Genomic DNA, 16,701 nt, shown 5'->3' with positions numbered 1-16,701 from the left:
TCGATGGCGGGGAGGCGATTGACACGCTAGGAAGCCCACGTAGGATTGTCAACAATCCGCGTCTGTCGTCGCAGGGAGCAAGCAGTGCCGAAGTTCATCCGGATCACCCTCGAGCGCCGCGGCGTGTCGTGCGTCGCCGAGCTCCTCGAGAAGGACGCGCCGCGGACCACCGCCGCCGTCTGGGAGGCCCTCGCCGACGGCCCGATCGGCGGCCCGGCGCAGCACGCGAAGTACGCCCGCAACGAGGTCTACTCGATCGTGCCGCGCTTCGGCCCGACCATCGGCCAGGAGAACCCGACCGTCACCCCCATCCCCGGGGACGTCTGCTACTTCGACTTCCACGGCGGGATGCTGGACGCGTCCTTCAAGGAGGACCAGGACATCGACCAGGCGGAGGGCGGCATCGACCTGGCGATCTTCTACGGCCGCAACAACCTGCTGCTCAACGGGGACGTCGGCTGGGTCCCGGGCAACGTCTACGCGACCATCGTGGAGAATCTGCCGTCCATGGCGGAGGCGTGCCACGACGTGTGGCGCTCCGGCAGCGTGGGTGAGCGGCTCGTGTACGAGCGGCAGCAGTCGTAGAGGTTCGTCCGTAGTGGAGTGAGACCGTGCCCGCTGAACTCTCCGTCGGTCTGGTCGAGGACGACCCCGACGTGCCCGGGGTCGGGGTCGTCGCCCCGTTCGACTTCGCGCTGGACCGCGAGCTGTGGCGGTGGGCACCGGAGGACGTCTCGCTCTATCTCACCCGGCTGCCGTTCTTCACCACGCCGGTGACCGTCGAGATGGCGGTCGCCGTCGCGGACCGGCGCGCGGTGCGGCGGGCCACCCGGGACGTGCTGACCCCGCGGCCCGGCGTGGTGACGTTCGCGTGCACCTCGGGCAGCTTCGTCTCCGGCGTGCAGGGCGAGGCCGTGCTGACCCGGACGATGATCGAGGCGGGCGCGCCGGTCGCGACCACCACGAGCGGTGCCCTGGTCGACGCGCTGCACCTGTTGGGGGTCTCACGGTTGGCGATCGCCACGCCGTACATCCAGCCGGTGACGGACCGGCTGGTCGGGTTCCTGGCCGACTCCGGCGTCACGACCGTCGCCGGCGAGGGGCTCGGGCTGCTGGGCAACATCTGGCGGGTCGGGTACGAGCAGGTCGTCGAGATCGTGACCGCGGTGGACCGGCCGGAGGCGGAGGCGCTGTTCATCTCCTGCACCAACCTGCCGACGTACGACATCGTCGAGCCGCTGGAGCAGGCGCTGGGCAAGCCGGTGATCACGGCGAACCAGGTCACGATGTGGGCCTCGCTGCGGGCCATCGGGCGCCGCGCGGTGGGCGGGGGCCGGCTGCTCGACGTTCCCCTCCACCTTTCCGTCGCTTAGTTGTACGGTTGTCGACAATCCGTGCCGAGAGGACTGCCTGTGACGACCGTCGGAATCCTGTACCCCGGCTTCTCCGCCGAGGACGACTACCCGCGCGCGGAGCGCCTGCTCGGGGGCGACGCGCGCCTGCCGCTCGTGCACACGCTGATGCGAGAGGACGCGCACCGCGTCGACGCGCTGCGCGACGTCGGGTCCGAGGACGTCCTCGCGGACGGCGCGCAGGCGGTCGCGGCGTCGGACGGGCCGCTGGACTCGATCATCTGGGCCTGCACCTCCGGTTCCTTCGTGTTCGGGTGGGACGGGGCCCAGGCGCAGGTCGCGGCGCTGCAGGAGGTGGCGGGGGTGCCTGCGTCGAGCACGTCGTTCGCGTTCGTGGACGCGTGCAGGCGGCTCGGGGTCACCTCGGTCGCGATCGGCGCGACCTACCCGGCGGACGTGGCCGAGCGGTTCGTGGAGTTCCTCGGCAAGGCGGGCATCCGGGTGCTGACCATGACGCCGCGCGGGATCGTCACCGCCGCCGAGGTGGGGACGCTGACCGAGGACGTCGTGCTGGACTTCGCCGCCGCCGTGGACCTCCCGGAGGCGGACGCGATCCTGCTGCCGGACACGGCGCTGCACACCGTCGAGCTGCTGGACCGGCTGGACGCGCGGGTGGGCAAGCCGGTGCTCACCGCCAACCAGGTCAGCGTGTGGCAGGGCCTACGGCTCGCGGGCGCGGACCACGCCCGCGACGGTCTGGGTGCCCTGTTCGCCGCGGGGGGGCCGCGGGACTGATGGACTCCGACCTCGAGCCGATCAGCCGCCGCTCCACCGCCGCGATCATCGCCGACCGAATCCGAAGCGCGATCATGCGCGGCACCTTCCCGCCCGGCACCCAGCTCGGCGAGGTGGACCTCGCGGCGCGGCTGGGGGTGAGCCGGGGGCCCCTGCGCGAGGCGATGCAGCGGCTGGTCGCCGAGGGTCTGCTACGCAGCGAGCGGCACCGCGGGCTGTTCGTGCGAGACCTCGAGGCGGCGGACGTGCGGGACGTCTACACCGCGCGCACCGCCGTCGAGCGGGCGGCGGCGCTGCTGCTGCTCGCCGAGCCGGACCGGGCGCCCGCGGTGGCCCGGCTGACCACGGCGATCGCGGCGATGGAGGCCGCGGCGGCGGCCGGGGACGCCGTCGCGCTGGCGGACGCCGACCACGAGTTCCACGCCGAGCTGGTGGCCGCCTCGGGGAGCCCCCGGCTGCACCGGATGTCCCGGACGCTGCTCGTCGAGACCCGGATGTGCCTGGCGGCCCTGCAGCAGAACCCGCCGCCGCCGGAGAGCCTGCTCGCCGAGCACCGGGTGCTGCGGGACGCGCTGGAGCAGGGCGACGCGGAACGCATGACCACGGTGCTGGAGGCGCACATGGCGGACGCCGTGGCGCGGATCCTGGACGTGACGCTCGTCGAGCCGCCGGAGTCCGTGGACGGCGCGCTGCCGGCGTAGTGGGACCGGTCGCTCCCTGACGACAACCGGTTGCCATCCGTTTAGGGTCGTCCCGTGACCGCATCGTGACCGGCATCCTCGAGGGGTTCCTCGTCATCGGCATCGTCGTCGCGGTGGGCTACGGGATCGGGCGGGCGGGTGTGCTCGGGCCGTCCGCCACCCAGGTGCTGTCTCGCACCGCGTTCTTCGTGGCGTCGCCCGCGCTGCTGTTCGTCGTGGTGGGGACATCCGACGTCGGGGCGGTCTTCTCCGCGGGGCTGGTCGTCACCGCCGTCACGAGCTCGCTCGCCTGTGCGCTGTTCGTGCCCGTCGGCCTGCTGCGCAGGCGGCCCGCGGGGGAGATCGCGATCGGCTCGATGGCCAGTGGGTACGTCAACGCGGGCAACCTCGGCATCCCGATCGCGACCTACGCCCTGGGCAGCGCGGGCGCGATCGCCCCGGTCCTGCTGTTCCAGCTCGCGGTGCTGACCCCGGTGTTCTCCACCGTCCTCGACGTCGTGTCCCACCAGGGCGAACGCACCTCCGGGCTGCGCACCCTCACCGCCCCGCTGCGCAACCCGCTGGCGATCGCCACCGCCGCCGGGCTCGTCGTCTCGGCGACCGGGTGGTTGCCGCCGGAGCCCGTGATGGCGCCGCTGCGGCTGATCGCCGATCTCGCGGTGCCCTGCATGCTGCTCGCCTTCGGCATCTCGCTGCGCGGGGCCGCCCGCCCGGGGACCGGGGACGTCGGGCCGTCGCTGTGGGCCGTGGTGGCGATCAAGAACGTGCTGCAGCCGCTGATCGGTCTCGGCCTGGGCCTGCTGCTCGGGCTCTCCGGCGTCGCGCTGATGACGGTGGTCGTGTGCGCGGCGCTGCCCACCGCGCAGAACGTCTTCGGCTACGCGGTGCGCTTCGACCAGGGCGTCCGGCTGGGGCGAGACGCCGCCCTCGCGACGACGATCGTGTCGGTCCCCGTGCTGGTCCTCATCGTGGGCCTGCTGGCGTCCTGAGGGTCGCGGCCGACTCGTCGTCCGCCGGGTAGAACAGCTCGACGGCGAGCTCGTCGAGCGTGACGTCCCGCGGGGTGCCGAAGGTGGTGAGCGTCGTGAACAACGACAGCGCCCGCCCGTCGTCGAGGCGCAGTCGGAGGGGGACCAGCAGCGGGACCGGCTCCAGCGGGGACGGCCGGGTCGCGAGCGCCTCCTCGACGCCGGGGTAGCCGCGGACCTCGGCCTCCAGGGCGGTGAGCACCGGGTCCGCGGTCAGCGCCACCGCACGGCCCAGCTGGTGGAGCAGGTGCCCGGCCCACTCGGGGAGGTTGAGCGTGCGGCGGGCCAGGCCGTCCGGGTGCAGACAGAGCCGGTAGACGTTCGGCAGCAGGTCCTCCGGCACGCCCGCGGTGAGGGCGGCGGCGGCCCGGTTGGCCAGCACGATGTTCCACGCGCGGTCGATGGCGACGCCGGGGTAGGGGTCGTGGGCGTCGAGCATGCGACGCAGGGCGTCCCGGGCGGGGCCCAGCTCGTCCGCGTCCAGGGGGCGGGCGGGATAGCGCGGCGCGTGGCCCGCCGCGAGCAGCAGGGTGTTGGCCTCGCGCAGGGGCACGTCCAGCCCCTCCGCCAGGGCCAGCACGAGCTCGGCGCTCGGACGGGAGCGACCGGTCTCCACCCAGCTCAGGTGCCGCGTGGACACCCCGACGTCCAGCGCGAGATCGAGCTGGCTGCGCCGCCTGCGCAGGCGCCAGCCCCGCAGCAGTGGTCCGACCGTCACGTCTCGCACGGTCCCGACGCTAGCGTCGGCCGGTCATGGCCGCGATGACCTCGGAGGTCATCGACTCCGCGACCGGGATCCCCCACGGTGGAGGCATGACCACGAACACCACCACAGTGGACAGTATCGTCGACTCCTGGCTCCGAGCGTACGGCGAGCCGGACGCCGCCACCCGCGCGAACCTGATCGTGCAGGTCTGGGCGCCGGACGGGGTGCTCGCCGACCCGCCCTTCAGCGGGACCGGGCACGCCGAGATCGACGCCCTCGCCGGCGCGGTGCTCGGGCAGTACCCCGGGCACACCTTCCGGCGGACGAGCGCGGTGGACGCCCACCACGACGTCGCCCGCTACACCTGGGAGATGGTCGGGCCGGACGGCGCCGTCGCCCTGACCGGTACGGACGTCGTCGCGGTGGGCGAGGACGGGCGGCTGGCCCGGGTCGCCGGCTTCTTCGGCGACCCGCCCGCGGCCTGACGGGGGCCCTTGCCGCGCGCGGACCGACATGGTTCCCTGAGGATTGTCGACAACAGGACAACCTCTCGGAGTTCTTCATGGCACAGCTGTCCCCGGTCCTGACCCAGGCGACCCCGGTGCAGGTCGCGCGCGGCGAGGGGGTCTACCTGTACGACACCGAGGGCCGCAGGCACCTGGACTTCACCGCGGGCATCGGCGTGGTGTCCACCGGGCACTGCCACCCGAAGGTGGTCGCGGCCGCGCAGGAGCAGGTCGCCACGCTGATCCACGGCCAGTACACGACGGTGATGCACCAGCCGCTGCTGCGGTTGGCCGAGCGGCTGGGCGACGTGCTGCCCGCCGGGCTGGACAGCGTGTTCTTCCTGAACTCCGGCTCGGAGGCGGTCGAGGCGTCGGTGCGACTGGCCCGGCACGCCACCGGCCGACCGCTGATCCTCGCCTTCGACGGCGGCTTCCACGGCCGCACCATGGGCGCCGCGGCGCTCACCACCTCGGGAGCCAAGATCCGCTCGGGCAACGGGCCGCTGATGGGCGGGGCGGTGTTCTCGCCCTTCCCGTACGCCTACCGCTACGGCTGGTCCGAGGAGCAGGCGGTCGCGTTCGCGCTGGCCGAGCTCGACAGGCAGCTGATCTCGACCGCGCCCGCTGCGGACGTCGCCGCGTTCCTGATCGAGCCGGTGCTCGGCGAGGGCGGGTACGTGCCGACCTCACCGGCGTTCCTGCAGGGCCTGCGCGAGCGGGCGGACAAGCACGGCATCCTGCTCATCGCCGACGAGGTGCAGACGGGCTTCGGTCGCACCGGCACCTTCTGGGGCCACCAGCACACCGCGGGCCTCACCCCGGACATCCTGATCACCGCGAAGGGGCTGGCCAGCGGCTTCCCGCTGTCCGGCATCGCGGCCTCGACCGAGCTGATGAGCAAGGCGCGGCCCGGCTCGCAGGGCGGCACCTACGGAGGCAACGCGGTGGCCTGCGCCGCCGCGCTCGCCACGGTGGACGTGGTGCAGGAGGAGGGTCTGGTCGAGAACGCCCGGGTGAACGGCGCACGGCTGCTCGAAGGCGTGCGGTCGGTGTCGAAGGGCGTGGGAACCGTGGGCGACGTCCGCGGGCTGGGCTTCATGGTCGCCGTCGAGTTCACGAACCCGGACGGCACCCCGGACAGCGCGACGACGGTCAAGGCCCACAAGGCCGCCGCGGACCACGGCCTGCTCCTGCTGACCTGCGGCCCCTACAACAACGTCGTCCGCTTCATCCCGCCCCTGATCACGAACGCCGACCAGGTGGACGAGGGCGTGGCCCTCTGGAGCAAGGCCCTCAACGACGCCGTGGCCTGACCACCCCCACCAGCCCGACCCAGGGGCCCGCGGGCCCGACCCGAGGGCCCACGAGTCCGACTCTCACGCCCTGGTGTCGGACTCGCGGGGCCTGGGGTCGGACTCGCGGGGGTGGGTCAGCGGCGGACGGGGCTCAGGCCCAGGGACATCCCGGCCAGGCCTCGGCTGCGGACCGTGAGGCGGTCCGCGATGCCGCTGAGCACCTGAGCGGCGGGGGAGTCCGGGCTGCGCAGGACGATCGGGGTGCCCGAGTCGCCGCACTCCCGCACCCCGGCCTCGAGCGGGACCTGGCCCAGCAGCGGGACGGGCGCGCCGAGGGTGGTGGTCAGCCGGTCGACGACCTTTTGCCCGCCCCCGGAGCCGAAGACCTCCATGCGGGAGCCGTCCGGCATCTCGAGCCACGACATGTTCTCGATGACACCCGCGATCCGCTGCCGCGTCTGCACGGCGATCGAGCCCGCCCGCTCCGCCACCTCGGCGGCGGCCTGCTGCGGGGTGGTCACGACGAGCAGCTCGGCGTTCGGGATGAGCTGCGAGGTGGAGATCGCGATGTCGCCGGTGCCGGGCGGCAGGTCCAGCAGCAGCACGTCCAGGTCGCCCCAGAACACGTCCGCCAGGAACTGCTGCAGCGCGCGGTGCAGCATCGGCCCGCGCCAGACCACAGGGGTGTTGTCCTGCACGAACATCCCGATCGAGATGACCTTCACGCCGTGGCTCTGCGGCGGCATGATCATGTCGTCCACCTTGGTGGGCCGGTCCGCCGCACCGAGCATCCGCGGGATCGAGTGCCCGTAGATGTCCGCGTCCACGACGCCGACGTGCAGGCCCTTGGCGGCCATGGCCGCGGCCAGGTTCACGGTGACCGAGGACTTGCCCACCCCGCCCTTGCCGGACGCGACGCAGTACACGCGGGTCAGGTTCCCGGGCTGGGAGAAGGGGATCTCGGGCTCGTCCGTGCCGCCGCGGAGCTTCCTGCGCAGCTCGGAGCGCTGCTCGTCGCTCATCACGTCCAGCTCGACGCGGACCTCGCGCACGCCCGCCACCGCGGACACCGCGTCCGTGACGCGCTGGGTGATGGTCTCCTTCATCGGACAGCCGGCCACGGTGAGGTACACCCCGACGGACGCGACGCCGTCCGGGGACACCGCCACACCCTTGACCATGCCGACCTCGGTGATCGGTTTGCGGATCTCGGGGTCCTCGACCTGGGCGAGAGCGGCGCGAATCGCCTGCTCGACGGTCTCGGCGCTGGTGTTTCCCATGACGGACATCAGGGTCTCGCTGAACCTTCCCGATCCGACGGCCGTCGCCCGGCCGGCGGCGGCATGTCCGCTCCATGCTACGTCCGGGCCCGGAACGTCATGCACATCCGTAGCATCTATCGACGTGACGGACATCGCTGAGAGTTCCAGGCGGTCCGCGCACGGGGGGAACGACCGGCGGGCACGCACCGTGCCGAAGCCGGAGGAGATGGCGTCGTGGCGGGCCTTCCTGCGCGCGCACGCCGTGATCACCCGGGCGTTGGAGACCGAACTGCTGGCCGAACAGGGCCTGTCGCTGGCCGCCTACGACGTGCTCGTGCAGCTCGCCGAGGCCCCGGGCAGGAGCCTGCGGATGACGGAGCTGGCCGACGCCGTGCTCCTCTCCCGGTCCGGGGTGACCCGGCTGGTGGACCGGATGGAGAAGGGTGGCTTCGTGCGTCGGACCAGAGTGGAGTCGGACGGCCGGGGGGTCGCCGCCGCACTCACCCCCGCCGGTCTGGACTGCCTGCGCACGGCCAGTCGCACCCACCTGCGCGGGGTGACCGAGCACTTCGTCCAACGCCTGTCGAAGGACGACCTGGTGACCCTGGAGCGGATCACCGGCAGGCTGGTCCGCTGACGCGGTCGTCAGCGGGTGGGGCGGCGGGGCTTCTGCTTGCCCTCGACCACCGCGGCCAGCCGGTCCAGCTCGCTGCGCAGGTAGTCCCGGGTGGCGACCTCGCCCACCGCGATCCGCAGCGCGGCGAGCTCGCGGGCGAGGAACTCGGTGTCCGCCTTCGTGCGCTCGGCGCGGCGGCGGTCCTCGTCGAGCGCGACGCGGTCCCGGTCGTCCTGCCGGTTCTGGGCGAGCAGGATGAGCGGGGCCGCGTACGCGGCCTGGGTGGAGAAGGCCAGGTTGAGCAGGATGAACGGGTACGGGTCCCATTGCAGCCGCCAGCTGGCGAAGTTCAGCGCGATCCAGACGATCACGATGACCGTCTGGATCGCCAGGTAGCGGCCGGTGCCGAGGTAGCGGGCCACGCGCTCGGCCGCGCTGGCGAAGGCGCTCGGGTCGAAGTCGATCCGGCGCCGCGCGACGAGCGGCTGGTCCAGCCGGCGGCTCTCGGGCAGCTCAGGCACGGCTCTCCTCCCCAGTGGTCGACCCGAACTCGACGACCCGGCCCGCGGGCTGGTCCCGCCAGCCGTCCGGTAGCAGGTGGTCCAGCAGGTCGTCGACGGTCACCGCGCCGAGCAGGTGGTCCTCGGCATCGACCACCGGACCCGCCACGAGGTTGTACGCGGCGAAGTACCGGGTGATCTCGTCGATGGTGGCGCCGGGCTCCAGTTGGGCCAGCTCGCTGTCCACCAGCCCCGCGACCAGCTCGAACGGGGCCTCGCGCAGCAGCCGCTGGGCGTGTACGCAGCCGAGGTACCGGCCGGTCGGGGTGGCGCTGGGCGGGCGGCATACGAAGACCATGCTGGCCAGCGCGGGCGGCACGTCCGGGTTGCGGACGTGGGCGAGCGCCTCGGCGACGGTGGCGTCCGGCCGGAGCACGATCGGCTCCGGGGTCATCAGGCCGCCCGCGGTGCGCGCCTCGTAGGTCAGCAGCCGCCGGACCGGCTCGGACTCCTCGGGCTCCATCAGCCCGAGCAGCCTGCGGGCCTCCTCCGCGTCCAGCTCGCCGAGCAGGTCGGCGGCGTCGTCCGGGGACATGGCCTCCAGGACGTCCGCGGCCCGTTCCACGTCGAGGTGGCCGATCAGCTCGCGCTGGTCGTTCTCGGAGAGCTCCTCGAACACGTCCGCCAGCCGCTCGTCGTCCAGCGCGTCGACGATCTCGTGCTGGCGCTTGCGCGGCAGCTCCGACAGGGCGGCGGCCACGTCCGCGGGGCGCATCGCGTCGAACACCGACAGCAGGCCCTCGGTGCCCTGCCGGTCAGAGAGCGTGAGCCCGCGCACCGCGTTCCACGGCAGCACGCTCACCCCCGACCGGCGGGAGAGCCTGCGCGGCCCGCTGCGCACCGCGAGCCGCGCGACCACCCAGTCCCGGCTGCGGGTGGGCTCGATCGCCGCGTCCACGACCATGGCGGGCTCGCCGGAGTCCCGCAGGGTGACCGGCGCGTCCAGCAGCTGGCCGAGCACGAGCGTCTCGTTGGGCCGCTGGTGGAAGCCGGACAGGCTGACCGAGCCGCTGGCCAGGGTCACCGCGGTGGGATCGACGTCCGCGACGCGCAGCATCGGCACGAAGATCCGCCGCCGCGAGGACAGCTCCACGACCAGCCCCAGCACCCGCGGCGGGGTCGCGTCGACCCGCAGTGTGGTGACGACGTCGCGGACCTTCCCGATCCGCGCGCCGTCGGGCCCGAAGACGGTCAGCCCCGCCATCCGTGCCACGAAGATCCGGCTCGCGCCCATGGGGCAGAACGTACCGCCCGCCGAGATGAACCTCAGTGCTGCTCACCCCGGGTCGGAACAGCACTCTGGTTCATCTCGGCGGGCTCTAGGGTCTCGGCGCATGGGGTTGCACTTCGACGTCGTGGACGTGTTCACCGGCCGGGCCTACGCCGGTAACCCGCTGGCGGTGGTCCGCAGCGAGGAGCAGGAGCTCTCCACCGAGGCGATGCAGCGGATCGCGGGTGAGTTCCATCTGTCCGAGACCGTCTTCACGCTGCCGCCGACCACCCCGGAGGCGGACTACCGGGTGCGGATCTTCACCCCCGCCGTCGAGCTGCCGTTCGCCGGACACCCCAGCGTCGGGGCCGCCTGGGTGCTGGCGCGGGACGGGATGATCAAGCACGGGGACGTCGTCCAGGAGTGCGGGGCGGGGCTGCTGCCCGTGTTCGTCGACGCGGACGGGGCGCGCGTCGCGGGCGGGCGGCCGGAGGTCGGCGACGACCTGGAGGCCCCGCTGCTCGCCGACGCCGCGGGCCTCACCGTGGACGACGTCGACGGCGCCGCCGCGCCCGGCATCGCCGCGGCCGGGGTGCCGTTCGCGTTCCTGCTGGTCCGGCCGGACGCGGTGGCCCGCGCGGCGCCCGACGCCGCGTCGATCGGCGCGCTCGGGCTGACCGGGCTGGTCGTGGTGAGCGTGGAGGGCGCGGCCGCGCACCTGCGGATGTTCGGGGCCGGGGTGGGGGTGGACGAGGACCCCGCCACCGGCTCCGCCGCCGTCGCGCTGGGGGTGTTCCTGGCCGACCGCGGCCTGCTCGACGACGGGGAGTCCACGGTCACGATCACCCAGGGCGTGGAGATGGGCAGGCCGTCGCTGTTGGAGCTGACCGTGCAGGTCGAGGCGGGTGTCGTCCGCGGGACCACCGTGCGCGGGGGAGTCGTGGCCGTCTCGCGGGGCGAGCTGACCGCCCTGCCCTGACGGAGGGGGGTCTACCTGTCGGTAACCCTGGTCCACCTCCCGTGGGTGAGAAACCAATCACCTCGGCAGCGCAACGAGAGGTCGGACGTGCCAGCATCCACGGAGCCGAATCAGCGACGAGGAGTTCCGACAGTGACGTCTGCAGCGCGCCCGCTCCGCCCCCGCCGCTCCTGCCTGGCGGTGCCGGGCTCGAGCCAGAAGTTCATCGACAAGGCCCGCACGCTGAGCTCCGACCAGGTCTTCCTGGACCTGGAGGACGCCTGCGCGCCGCTGGCCAAGCCGGGCGCCCGCAAGACGATCGTGGCCGCGCTGAACGAGGGCGGCTGGGGTGACAAGGCGCGCGTGGTCCGGGTCAACGACTGGACCACCGAGTGGACCTACCGGGACGTCACGGAGGTCGTCGAGGGCGCGGGCGCGAACCTGGACGCGATCATGCTGCCGAAGGTGCAGACGGCCGAGCAGGTCGTCGCGCTGGACCTGCTGCTCAGCCAGATCGAGAAGACCATGGGCTACGAGGTCGGGAGGATCGGCATCGAGGCGCAGATCGAGAACGCCCTCGGCCTGACCAACGTCAACGCCATCGCGCAGGCCAGCCCGCGGGTCGAGACGATCATCTTCGGCCCGGCGGACTTCATGGCGTCGATCAACATGAAGTCCCTGGTCGTGGGCGAGCAGCCGCCCGGCTACGACGTGGGCGACGCCTACCACCACATCCTCATGTCGATCCTGATGGCCGCCCGCGCGCACGACAAGCAGGCCATCGACGGCCCGTACCTGCAGATCAAGGACGTCGACGGCTTCAGGCGGGTCGCGGGCCGCTCCGCGGCGCTAGGCTTCGACGGCAAGTGGGTCCTGCACCCCGGCCAGATCGACGCGGCCAACGAGGTCTTCTCGCCGACCCAGGCGGACTACGACCACGCCGAGAACATCCTGGACGCCTACGAGTACTTCACCTCGGAGGCGGGCGGGAAGCGCGGCGCCGCCATGATCGGCGACGAGATGATCGACGAGGCCTCGCGCAAGATGGCGCTGGTGATCTCGGGCAAGGGTCGGGCCGCGGGGCTGTCGCGGACCGACAAGTGGACCCCGCCGACCGACTGACCCGAGGAGACCCACCATGGCTCGCCTGGCCCAGACCGCCGGTCTCACCGACGTGCAGGAGGAGATCCTCTCCACCGTCCGCACGTTCGTGGACAAGGAGATCATCCCGCACGCCACCGCGCTGGAGCACGCGGACGCGTACCCGCAGGACATCGTCGACGGCATGAAGGAGATGGGGCTGTTCGGCCTCACCATCCCCGAGGAGTACGGCGGCCTGGGCGAGTCCCTGCTGACCTACGCCCTCGTCGTCGAGCAGATCGCGCGCGGGTGGATGAGCGTCTCCGGCGTGATCAACACCCACTTCATCGTGGCGTACATGCTGATGCACCACGGCACGCCCGAGCAGAAGCAGCGCTACCTGCCGAAGATGGCCGAGGGGGAGACCCGCGGCGCGTTCTCGATGTCGGAGCCGGACCTCGGCTCGGACGTCGCGGCGATCAAGACCCGCGCCAAGCAGGACGGGTCGGACTACGTCATCGACGGCGCCAAGATGTGGCTGACCAACGGCGGCTCGTCGAACCTGATCGCGCTGCTGGTCAAGACCGACCTCGGGCAGCCCAAGCCGTACCAGAACCTCACCACGTTCCTGGTGGAGAAGCCGTCCGGCTTCGGCGAGGTGCTGCCCGGGCTCACCATCCCCGGCAAGATCGACAAGATGGGCTACAAGGGCGTCGACACCACCGAGGCGGTGTTCGACGGCTTCCGGATCGCCGGCGACCGGATCCTCGGCGGGGAGCCCGGCAAGGGCTTCTCGCACATGATGGACGGCGTCGAGGTCGGCCGCGTCAACGTCGCCGCGCGCGCCTGCGGCATCTCGATCCGGGCCTTCGAGCTCGCGGCCGAGTACGCCCAGCAGCGCTCGACCTTCGGCAAGCCGATCGCCGAGCACCAGGCCATCGCGTTCAAGCTGGCCGAGATGGGCACCAAGGTCGAGGCCGCCCACCTGATGATGGTCAACGCTGCCCGTCTCAAGGACCGCGGCGAGCGCAACGACGTCGAGGCAGGCATGGCCAAGCTCCTCGCGTCGGAGTACTGCGCCGAGGTGACCCAGGAGGCGTTCCGCATCCACGGCGGCTACGGGTACTCGAAGGAGTACGAGATCGAGCGCCTGATGCGCGAGGCGCCGTTCCTGCTCATCGGCGAGGGCACGAGCGAGATCCAGAAGACGATCATCAGCCGCGGCCTCCTGAAGGAGTACCGCTCCCGCTGACCGCGCAGCCCGTACTGCACGAACGGCACTCTTGTGCGGACCTACCGCACGAGAGTGCCGTTCGTGCGTTCGGGAGGTCGTGGCTCTATCGTGACCGGCACAGGGCACTTCGGGGGCGGTTCCGTCGTTGAATGGATGGACGCCGAGATGTCCCCGGTGTCCGGAGTACGCGAGGAGTGAAGACCGTGACCACCCCGTTCGGCGGCAGCGGGCGGCCCGCGCCGGGGCTGCCCAACCTGCCCACCCCGCCCACCGGTTGGCCCGTGGGCTCCTACGCCACCTACGAGGAGGCGCAGCGGGCGGTCGACCACCTGGCGGACAGCGACTTCCCCGTGCGGGACGTGACGATCGTCGGCGTCGACCTGATGCTGGTCGAGCGGATCGTCGGGCGGCTGACCTGGGGGCGGGTGCTGCTCTCCGGGGCGGCGTCGGGTGCCTGGTTCGGTCTGTTCGTCGGGCTGCTGCTGTCGCTGTTCAGCGCGGCGGGGGACTCGCTGGTGCGCATCCTGGTCGCGCTCGCGGGCGGTATCGTGTTCGGCCTCGCGTTCGCCGCTGCCCAGTACTGGGGCACCCGCGGCCGCCGGGACTTCACCTCCGCCAGCCAGATGGTCGCCGGTCGCTACGACGTGCTCTGCCAGCCGCGCAACGCCGAGAAGGCCCGCGAGCTGCTGGCCAAGCTCGCCATGGGGACCACCGCGGGCTTCTGAGCACGGCCGAGACCCCCCGGGAGGGAGGGCGGGCAGGTGAGCGCCGTCCAGAACATCCGCAGGTCGTGAGCGCGTCCCCTTGGGCCTGACGGCGCGATGCGCGAGGATCGAGGGGTGAACGCCACCGAGACGGACGCCCGTGCGCCGCAGGCCGCCGACAGTGGGCCCGGCCTGCCCGCGCGGGCGTTCGACCGGTTGCTGCGCAACAACGACCAGTTCCGCGAGCAGCTGCAGCTCACCGTGCACCGGATGGGGCTCAGCGGCACCGGCAAGCGGCTGCTGGTGATCGGTTGTGGTGGCGGGGCGGCGGTGCAGGGGGTGCCCGAGGAGGCGCCCGGCTGGCGGGTCGTGGCGGTCGACGAGTCGCACGAGCTGACCCGGCACGCCAACGAGGAGAACTGGCCCGCGAACTACTGGTTCGTCACGGCCACCCTGAGCACGCTCGAGGACACCCTGGCCCGCCACGGCCTGCAGGGCCGCTTCGACGCGGTGCTGGTCGTGTTCCAGATGCGTCTGCAGCGCAACCTGGACGACACCCTGGCCTTCCTGCGCGAGCTGCTGGTGCCCGGCGGGCCGCTGGCCGTGCACGAGTACTCGGTCCGGGGCAACCGCCAGGCCCGCAACCGCTGGGCGCTGACCGCCCTCGGGTACCTCGGGCGGATCCGGTCGCACGGCCGCGTGCCGGGCATGACCGAGTACCTCTGGCGGTCGGTGGTGCGGTTCGAGAGCGTCGCGGACTTCAAGGACCGCCTGCGCCGGGCCCGGTTCACCGACCTGCGGGTGCAGACGTTCGGCGGGCGGCAGGAGCACGTGCTGCACACGTTCCTGGCCCGCGCCCCCACGGACGAGCCCGGCGCGGGCGGTGCGGACGACCTCGACCTGCCCTACACCGACGCCCCGGCGCCGGGGCGCGTGCGCGGGCGGGTGCCGGTGCCGCGCGGCGGGGAGCCCCGCGAGCTGTTCACCCACGACCCGGGGCCCTCGACGGACGCCCTGGCCGATCCGGACGCCGCCACGCCACCCTCGGGGCTGCGGGCCGTACCCCCGATCCCGGACCGGAGCCCGGAGGAGCCCGGCTCGCCGCAGGATGGCGCGGAGGACCCCCGTCCCGCGCCGGGGACGGCCCGTGTCGAACCGGCGCGGCGGGTCGCGGCGCTCCCGGAGGACGGTCCGGCGGACCACGAGCCCTACGACCTGGACGACGACCTGGACGGCGACCTGGACGGCGATGTGCTGGACGACGGTCCCGCCGAGCGGGCGGAGCACGTCACCGAACCGTCGCCGAGGCCTCGACCCGTCGAGCCCCGGCCCAGGGCCGAGTCCGCCGCCGCGCCGTCGCCGTCGCCGAGACCACACCCGCGACCGGAGCCGACCGTCGAGTCGGGGCCGAGTCCGCAGCCGTCGCCGGACTCGCAGCCGAGGCCGGAGCCCGTCTCCGGGTCGGAGCCGAGTCCCGCGCCGTCGCCGAGTTCGCAGCGGAGGATCGAGCCCGAGCCGCGGGTGCCGGTGGACCGGGAGCCGAGGGAACAGGAGCCGGCCGAGGAGGGGCCGCCCACACCCCTGCGCGACGAGCACCCCGCCCCGGCGAAGCGGGGCCTGCTCGGGCGGCGGAAGGCCAAGCCCGATCCGGAGAAGCCGTGGCTGCCCCGCGCCGAGCGCGAGCGGAACAGCGACGACTAGCGGGAGCGCAGCGCGTAGCGGCGCTCGGCGTAGGCGATGTCGTCCTTCCACAGCCGGGCCGCGGCGAGGCGCATCAGCGGGCGCAGGGCGGCGCCGACCTTCCCGACGTGCGCGAACCCCGGCCGGTCCGAGTACGCGACGACCGCCTCGATCACGGCGGTCCGGGGCGCGCCGTCCGGGCCCGGACCCAGCGGGGTCGCGTGCGTCTCGACCACGCTGCCCGCGCCCTCGCCGTCGACGATCTCCATCGTGACCGTGCGCGGCTCGGGGCAGCTGAACTCCGCGCGCACCGGGACCCCGATCCGCCCGGCGACCCGGAAGCTCACCTCGACCAGGAACCGGTCCTCGGCGTCCGTGACGCCCGGTTGGGGGGCGTCCAGGACCGAGAGCAGCGCGAACGAGTACGGGTGGAACCACGATCCGTGCCAGGGGTCGAGGCGGTTGGCCAGCACGTCCCGCGGCTCGCACCGGCCGATCACCGTGGCGACGGCGGACACCCCGCCCGCGGGCGGGCGCGGTCCGAGGACGGGCGCGGCGGTGGGCTCCTCGCCGGGGGCCAGCAGGTCGTCGAGACGGACCCAGGCCAGGGCGCCGTCGTCGAACGTGGGGAGGACGGCCCAGCCGGGGCGGCCCTCGGGGCCGAGGGGGAGCCCGTGCCAGCGGCAGACCAGCGAGTCCCCGACCACGGGGGCGTCGCAGAGCGCGGCGCCGAGGTGCGGGCAGGCGCCGGGACCGGCGTGCAGCGCCCCGTCCGCTCCGCGCCAGGCCACGATCTCCCGCCCGGCGACGGTGCGCCCGAAGGCCTTCCCGGTGCGCACCTCGGCGCTGCCGCACAGCACCACCCAGCCACCCGACGGCCGAGCGAGGGCCCGCTCGGTGGCCGCCTCGATCAGCGCCGGGCTCGCCTCGCGCCAGGACGGCCGCTGCTCCGCCCATCGGGGGAGGTCGAGCAGGCGCAACGGGGTGACGGGTCGACGCTTGGACACCCCGTCA

Annotated in this window: 18 protein-coding genes; 13 read left to right on the top strand and 5 right to left on the bottom strand. The window is 73.1% G+C overall.

Annotated features, from left to right (window positions below; all coding sequences use genetic code 11):
• Positions 1 to 84 precede the first annotated feature (84 nt).
• From ABD993_RS34560 to ABD993_RS34540, 5 genes are all read left to right on the top strand, one after another.
• Positions 85 to 585 (top strand): DUF3830 family protein, encoded by a 501-nt coding sequence (locus ABD993_RS34560; protein WP_345427564.1) that lies wholly within the window; start codon positions 85 to 87, stop codon positions 583 to 585.
• Positions 586 to 611: 26 nt separating this feature from the next.
• Positions 612 to 1,373: a maleate cis-trans isomerase family protein gene (locus ABD993_RS34555; protein WP_345427562.1), complete on the top strand. Its 762-nt coding sequence runs from the start codon at positions 612 to 614 to the stop codon at positions 1,371 to 1,373.
• A gap of 39 nt (positions 1,374 to 1,412) precedes the next feature.
• On the top strand, positions 1,413 to 2,147 hold the full coding sequence (locus tag ABD993_RS34550) for a maleate cis-trans isomerase family protein (protein ID WP_345427561.1): 735 nt from the start codon (positions 1,413 to 1,415) through the stop codon (positions 2,145 to 2,147).
• On the top strand, positions 2,147 to 2,848 hold the full coding sequence (locus ABD993_RS34545; RefSeq protein WP_345427559.1) for a GntR family transcriptional regulator: 702 nt from the start codon (positions 2,147 to 2,149) through the stop codon (positions 2,846 to 2,848). The genes ABD993_RS34550 and ABD993_RS34545 overlap by 1 nt, the downstream gene beginning before the upstream one ends.
• A gap of 65 nt (positions 2,849 to 2,913) precedes the next feature.
• Positions 2,914 to 3,837, top strand: coding sequence for an AEC family transporter (locus ABD993_RS34540; protein WP_345427557.1), 924 nt, complete (start codon positions 2,914 to 2,916; stop codon positions 3,835 to 3,837).
• On the opposite strand, the gene ABD993_RS34535 is transcribed toward ABD993_RS34540, so the two are convergent.
• Positions 3,812 to 4,594: a helix-turn-helix domain-containing protein gene (locus ABD993_RS34535; protein WP_345427555.1), complete on the bottom strand. Its 783-nt coding sequence runs from the start codon at positions 4,592 to 4,594 to the stop codon at positions 3,812 to 3,814. The genes ABD993_RS34540 and ABD993_RS34535 overlap by 26 nt on opposite strands.
• Positions 4,595 to 4,629: 35 nt before the next feature.
• Between ABD993_RS34535 and ABD993_RS34530 the strand changes: the two genes are divergently transcribed.
• Positions 4,630 to 5,067, top strand: a complete 438-nt coding sequence (locus ABD993_RS34530) for a nuclear transport factor 2 family protein (protein WP_345427554.1) — start codon at positions 4,630 to 4,632, stop codon at positions 5,065 to 5,067.
• 77 nt (positions 5,068 to 5,144) lie between these two features.
• The gene (locus ABD993_RS34525; RefSeq protein WP_345427552.1) at positions 5,145 to 6,401 is read left to right on the top strand and encodes an aspartate aminotransferase family protein; all 1,257 of its coding nucleotides are present in this window, start codon (positions 5,145 to 5,147) and stop codon (positions 6,399 to 6,401) included.
• 116 nt (positions 6,402 to 6,517) lie between these two features.
• On the opposite strand, the gene ABD993_RS34520 is transcribed toward ABD993_RS34525, so the two are convergent.
• Complete coding sequence (locus ABD993_RS34520; protein ID WP_345427550.1) at positions 6,518 to 7,672, bottom strand: Mrp/NBP35 family ATP-binding protein; 1,155 nt, start codon at positions 7,670 to 7,672, stop codon at positions 6,518 to 6,520.
• Between the two features lie 115 nt (positions 7,673 to 7,787).
• Here ABD993_RS34520 and ABD993_RS34515 point away from each other — a divergent pair, with 115 nt between their 5' ends.
• Positions 7,788 to 8,282 (top strand): MarR family winged helix-turn-helix transcriptional regulator, encoded by a 495-nt coding sequence (locus tag ABD993_RS34515; protein WP_425569233.1) that lies wholly within the window; start codon positions 7,788 to 7,790, stop codon positions 8,280 to 8,282.
• An 8-nt stretch (positions 8,283 to 8,290) separates the two neighbouring features.
• On the opposite strand, the gene ABD993_RS34510 is transcribed toward ABD993_RS34515, so the two are convergent.
• Complete coding sequence (locus ABD993_RS34510) at positions 8,291 to 8,782, bottom strand: DUF1003 domain-containing protein (RefSeq protein WP_345427548.1); 492 nt, start codon at positions 8,780 to 8,782, stop codon at positions 8,291 to 8,293.
• On the bottom strand, positions 8,775 to 10,055 hold the full coding sequence (locus ABD993_RS34505; protein WP_345427546.1) for a magnesium transporter MgtE N-terminal domain-containing protein: 1,281 nt from the start codon (positions 10,053 to 10,055) through the stop codon (positions 8,775 to 8,777). Before ABD993_RS34505 ends, ABD993_RS34510 begins: the two co-directional genes overlap by 8 nt.
• 100 nt (positions 10,056 to 10,155) lie before the next feature.
• On the opposite strand from ABD993_RS34505, the gene ABD993_RS34500 reads away from it, so the two are divergent.
• From ABD993_RS34500 to ABD993_RS34480, 5 genes are all read left to right on the top strand, one after another.
• A complete protein-coding gene (locus tag ABD993_RS34500) occupies positions 10,156 to 11,010 on the top strand; it encodes a PhzF family phenazine biosynthesis protein (RefSeq protein WP_345427544.1) in 855 nt (284 codons plus the stop codon).
• 132 nt (positions 11,011 to 11,142) lie between these two features.
• On the top strand, positions 11,143 to 12,111 hold the full coding sequence (locus tag ABD993_RS34495; RefSeq protein WP_345427542.1) for an HpcH/HpaI aldolase/citrate lyase family protein: 969 nt from the start codon (positions 11,143 to 11,145) through the stop codon (positions 12,109 to 12,111).
• A gap of 16 nt (positions 12,112 to 12,127) precedes the next feature.
• Positions 12,128 to 13,321: an acyl-CoA dehydrogenase family protein gene (locus tag ABD993_RS34490; protein ID WP_345427540.1), complete on the top strand. Its 1,194-nt coding sequence runs from the start codon at positions 12,128 to 12,130 to the stop codon at positions 13,319 to 13,321.
• 185 nt (positions 13,322 to 13,506) lie between these two features.
• Positions 13,507 to 14,028, top strand: a complete 522-nt coding sequence (locus ABD993_RS34485; protein WP_345427538.1) for a YflT domain-containing protein — start codon at positions 13,507 to 13,509, stop codon at positions 14,026 to 14,028.
• A 114-nt stretch (positions 14,029 to 14,142) separates the two neighbouring features.
• Positions 14,143 to 15,708, top strand: coding sequence for an SAM-dependent methyltransferase (locus tag ABD993_RS34480; protein WP_345427536.1), 1,566 nt, complete (start codon positions 14,143 to 14,145; stop codon positions 15,706 to 15,708).
• Here the strand turns inward: ABD993_RS34480 and ABD993_RS34475 are convergent.
• Positions 15,705 to 16,694 (bottom strand): DUF5914 domain-containing protein, encoded by a 990-nt coding sequence (locus tag ABD993_RS34475; protein ID WP_345427534.1) that lies wholly within the window; start codon positions 16,692 to 16,694, stop codon positions 15,705 to 15,707. The genes ABD993_RS34480 and ABD993_RS34475 overlap by 4 nt on opposite strands.
• Positions 16,695 to 16,701: the final 7 nt, after the last annotated feature.

The sequence above is a fragment of the Pseudonocardia xishanensis genome (genome assembly GCF_039541715.1).
GTDB lineage: Bacteria > Actinomycetota > Actinomycetes > Mycobacteriales > Pseudonocardiaceae > Pseudonocardia > Pseudonocardia xishanensis.
Note: the sequence above shows the minus strand (reverse complement) of the source record. Positions and strands in the feature narration are given on the sequence as shown.

What these genes read in the sequence shown, in the direction of transcription:
- ABD993_RS34545 (WP_345427559.1), top strand. Translation starts at nt 2,147, where the DNA reads ATGGACTCCGACCTCGAGCCGATCAGCCGCCGCTCCACCGCCGCGATC.
- ABD993_RS34520 (WP_345427550.1), bottom strand. Translation starts at nt 7,672, where the DNA reads ATGTCCGTCATGGGAAACACCAGCGCCGAGACCGTCGAGCAGGCGATT.
- ABD993_RS34500 (WP_345427544.1), top strand. Translation starts at nt 10,156, where the DNA reads ATGGGGTTGCACTTCGACGTCGTGGACGTGTTCACCGGCCGGGCCTAC.
- ABD993_RS34530 (WP_345427554.1), top strand. Translation starts at nt 4,630, where the DNA reads ATGGCCGCGATGACCTCGGAGGTCATCGACTCCGCGACCGGGATCCCC.
- ABD993_RS34505 (WP_345427546.1), bottom strand. Translation starts at nt 10,055, where the DNA reads ATGGGCGCGAGCCGGATCTTCGTGGCACGGATGGCGGGGCTGACCGTC.
- ABD993_RS34490 (WP_345427540.1), top strand. Translation starts at nt 12,128, where the DNA reads ATGGCTCGCCTGGCCCAGACCGCCGGTCTCACCGACGTGCAGGAGGAG.
- ABD993_RS34525 (WP_345427552.1), top strand. Translation starts at nt 5,145, where the DNA reads ATGGCACAGCTGTCCCCGGTCCTGACCCAGGCGACCCCGGTGCAGGTC.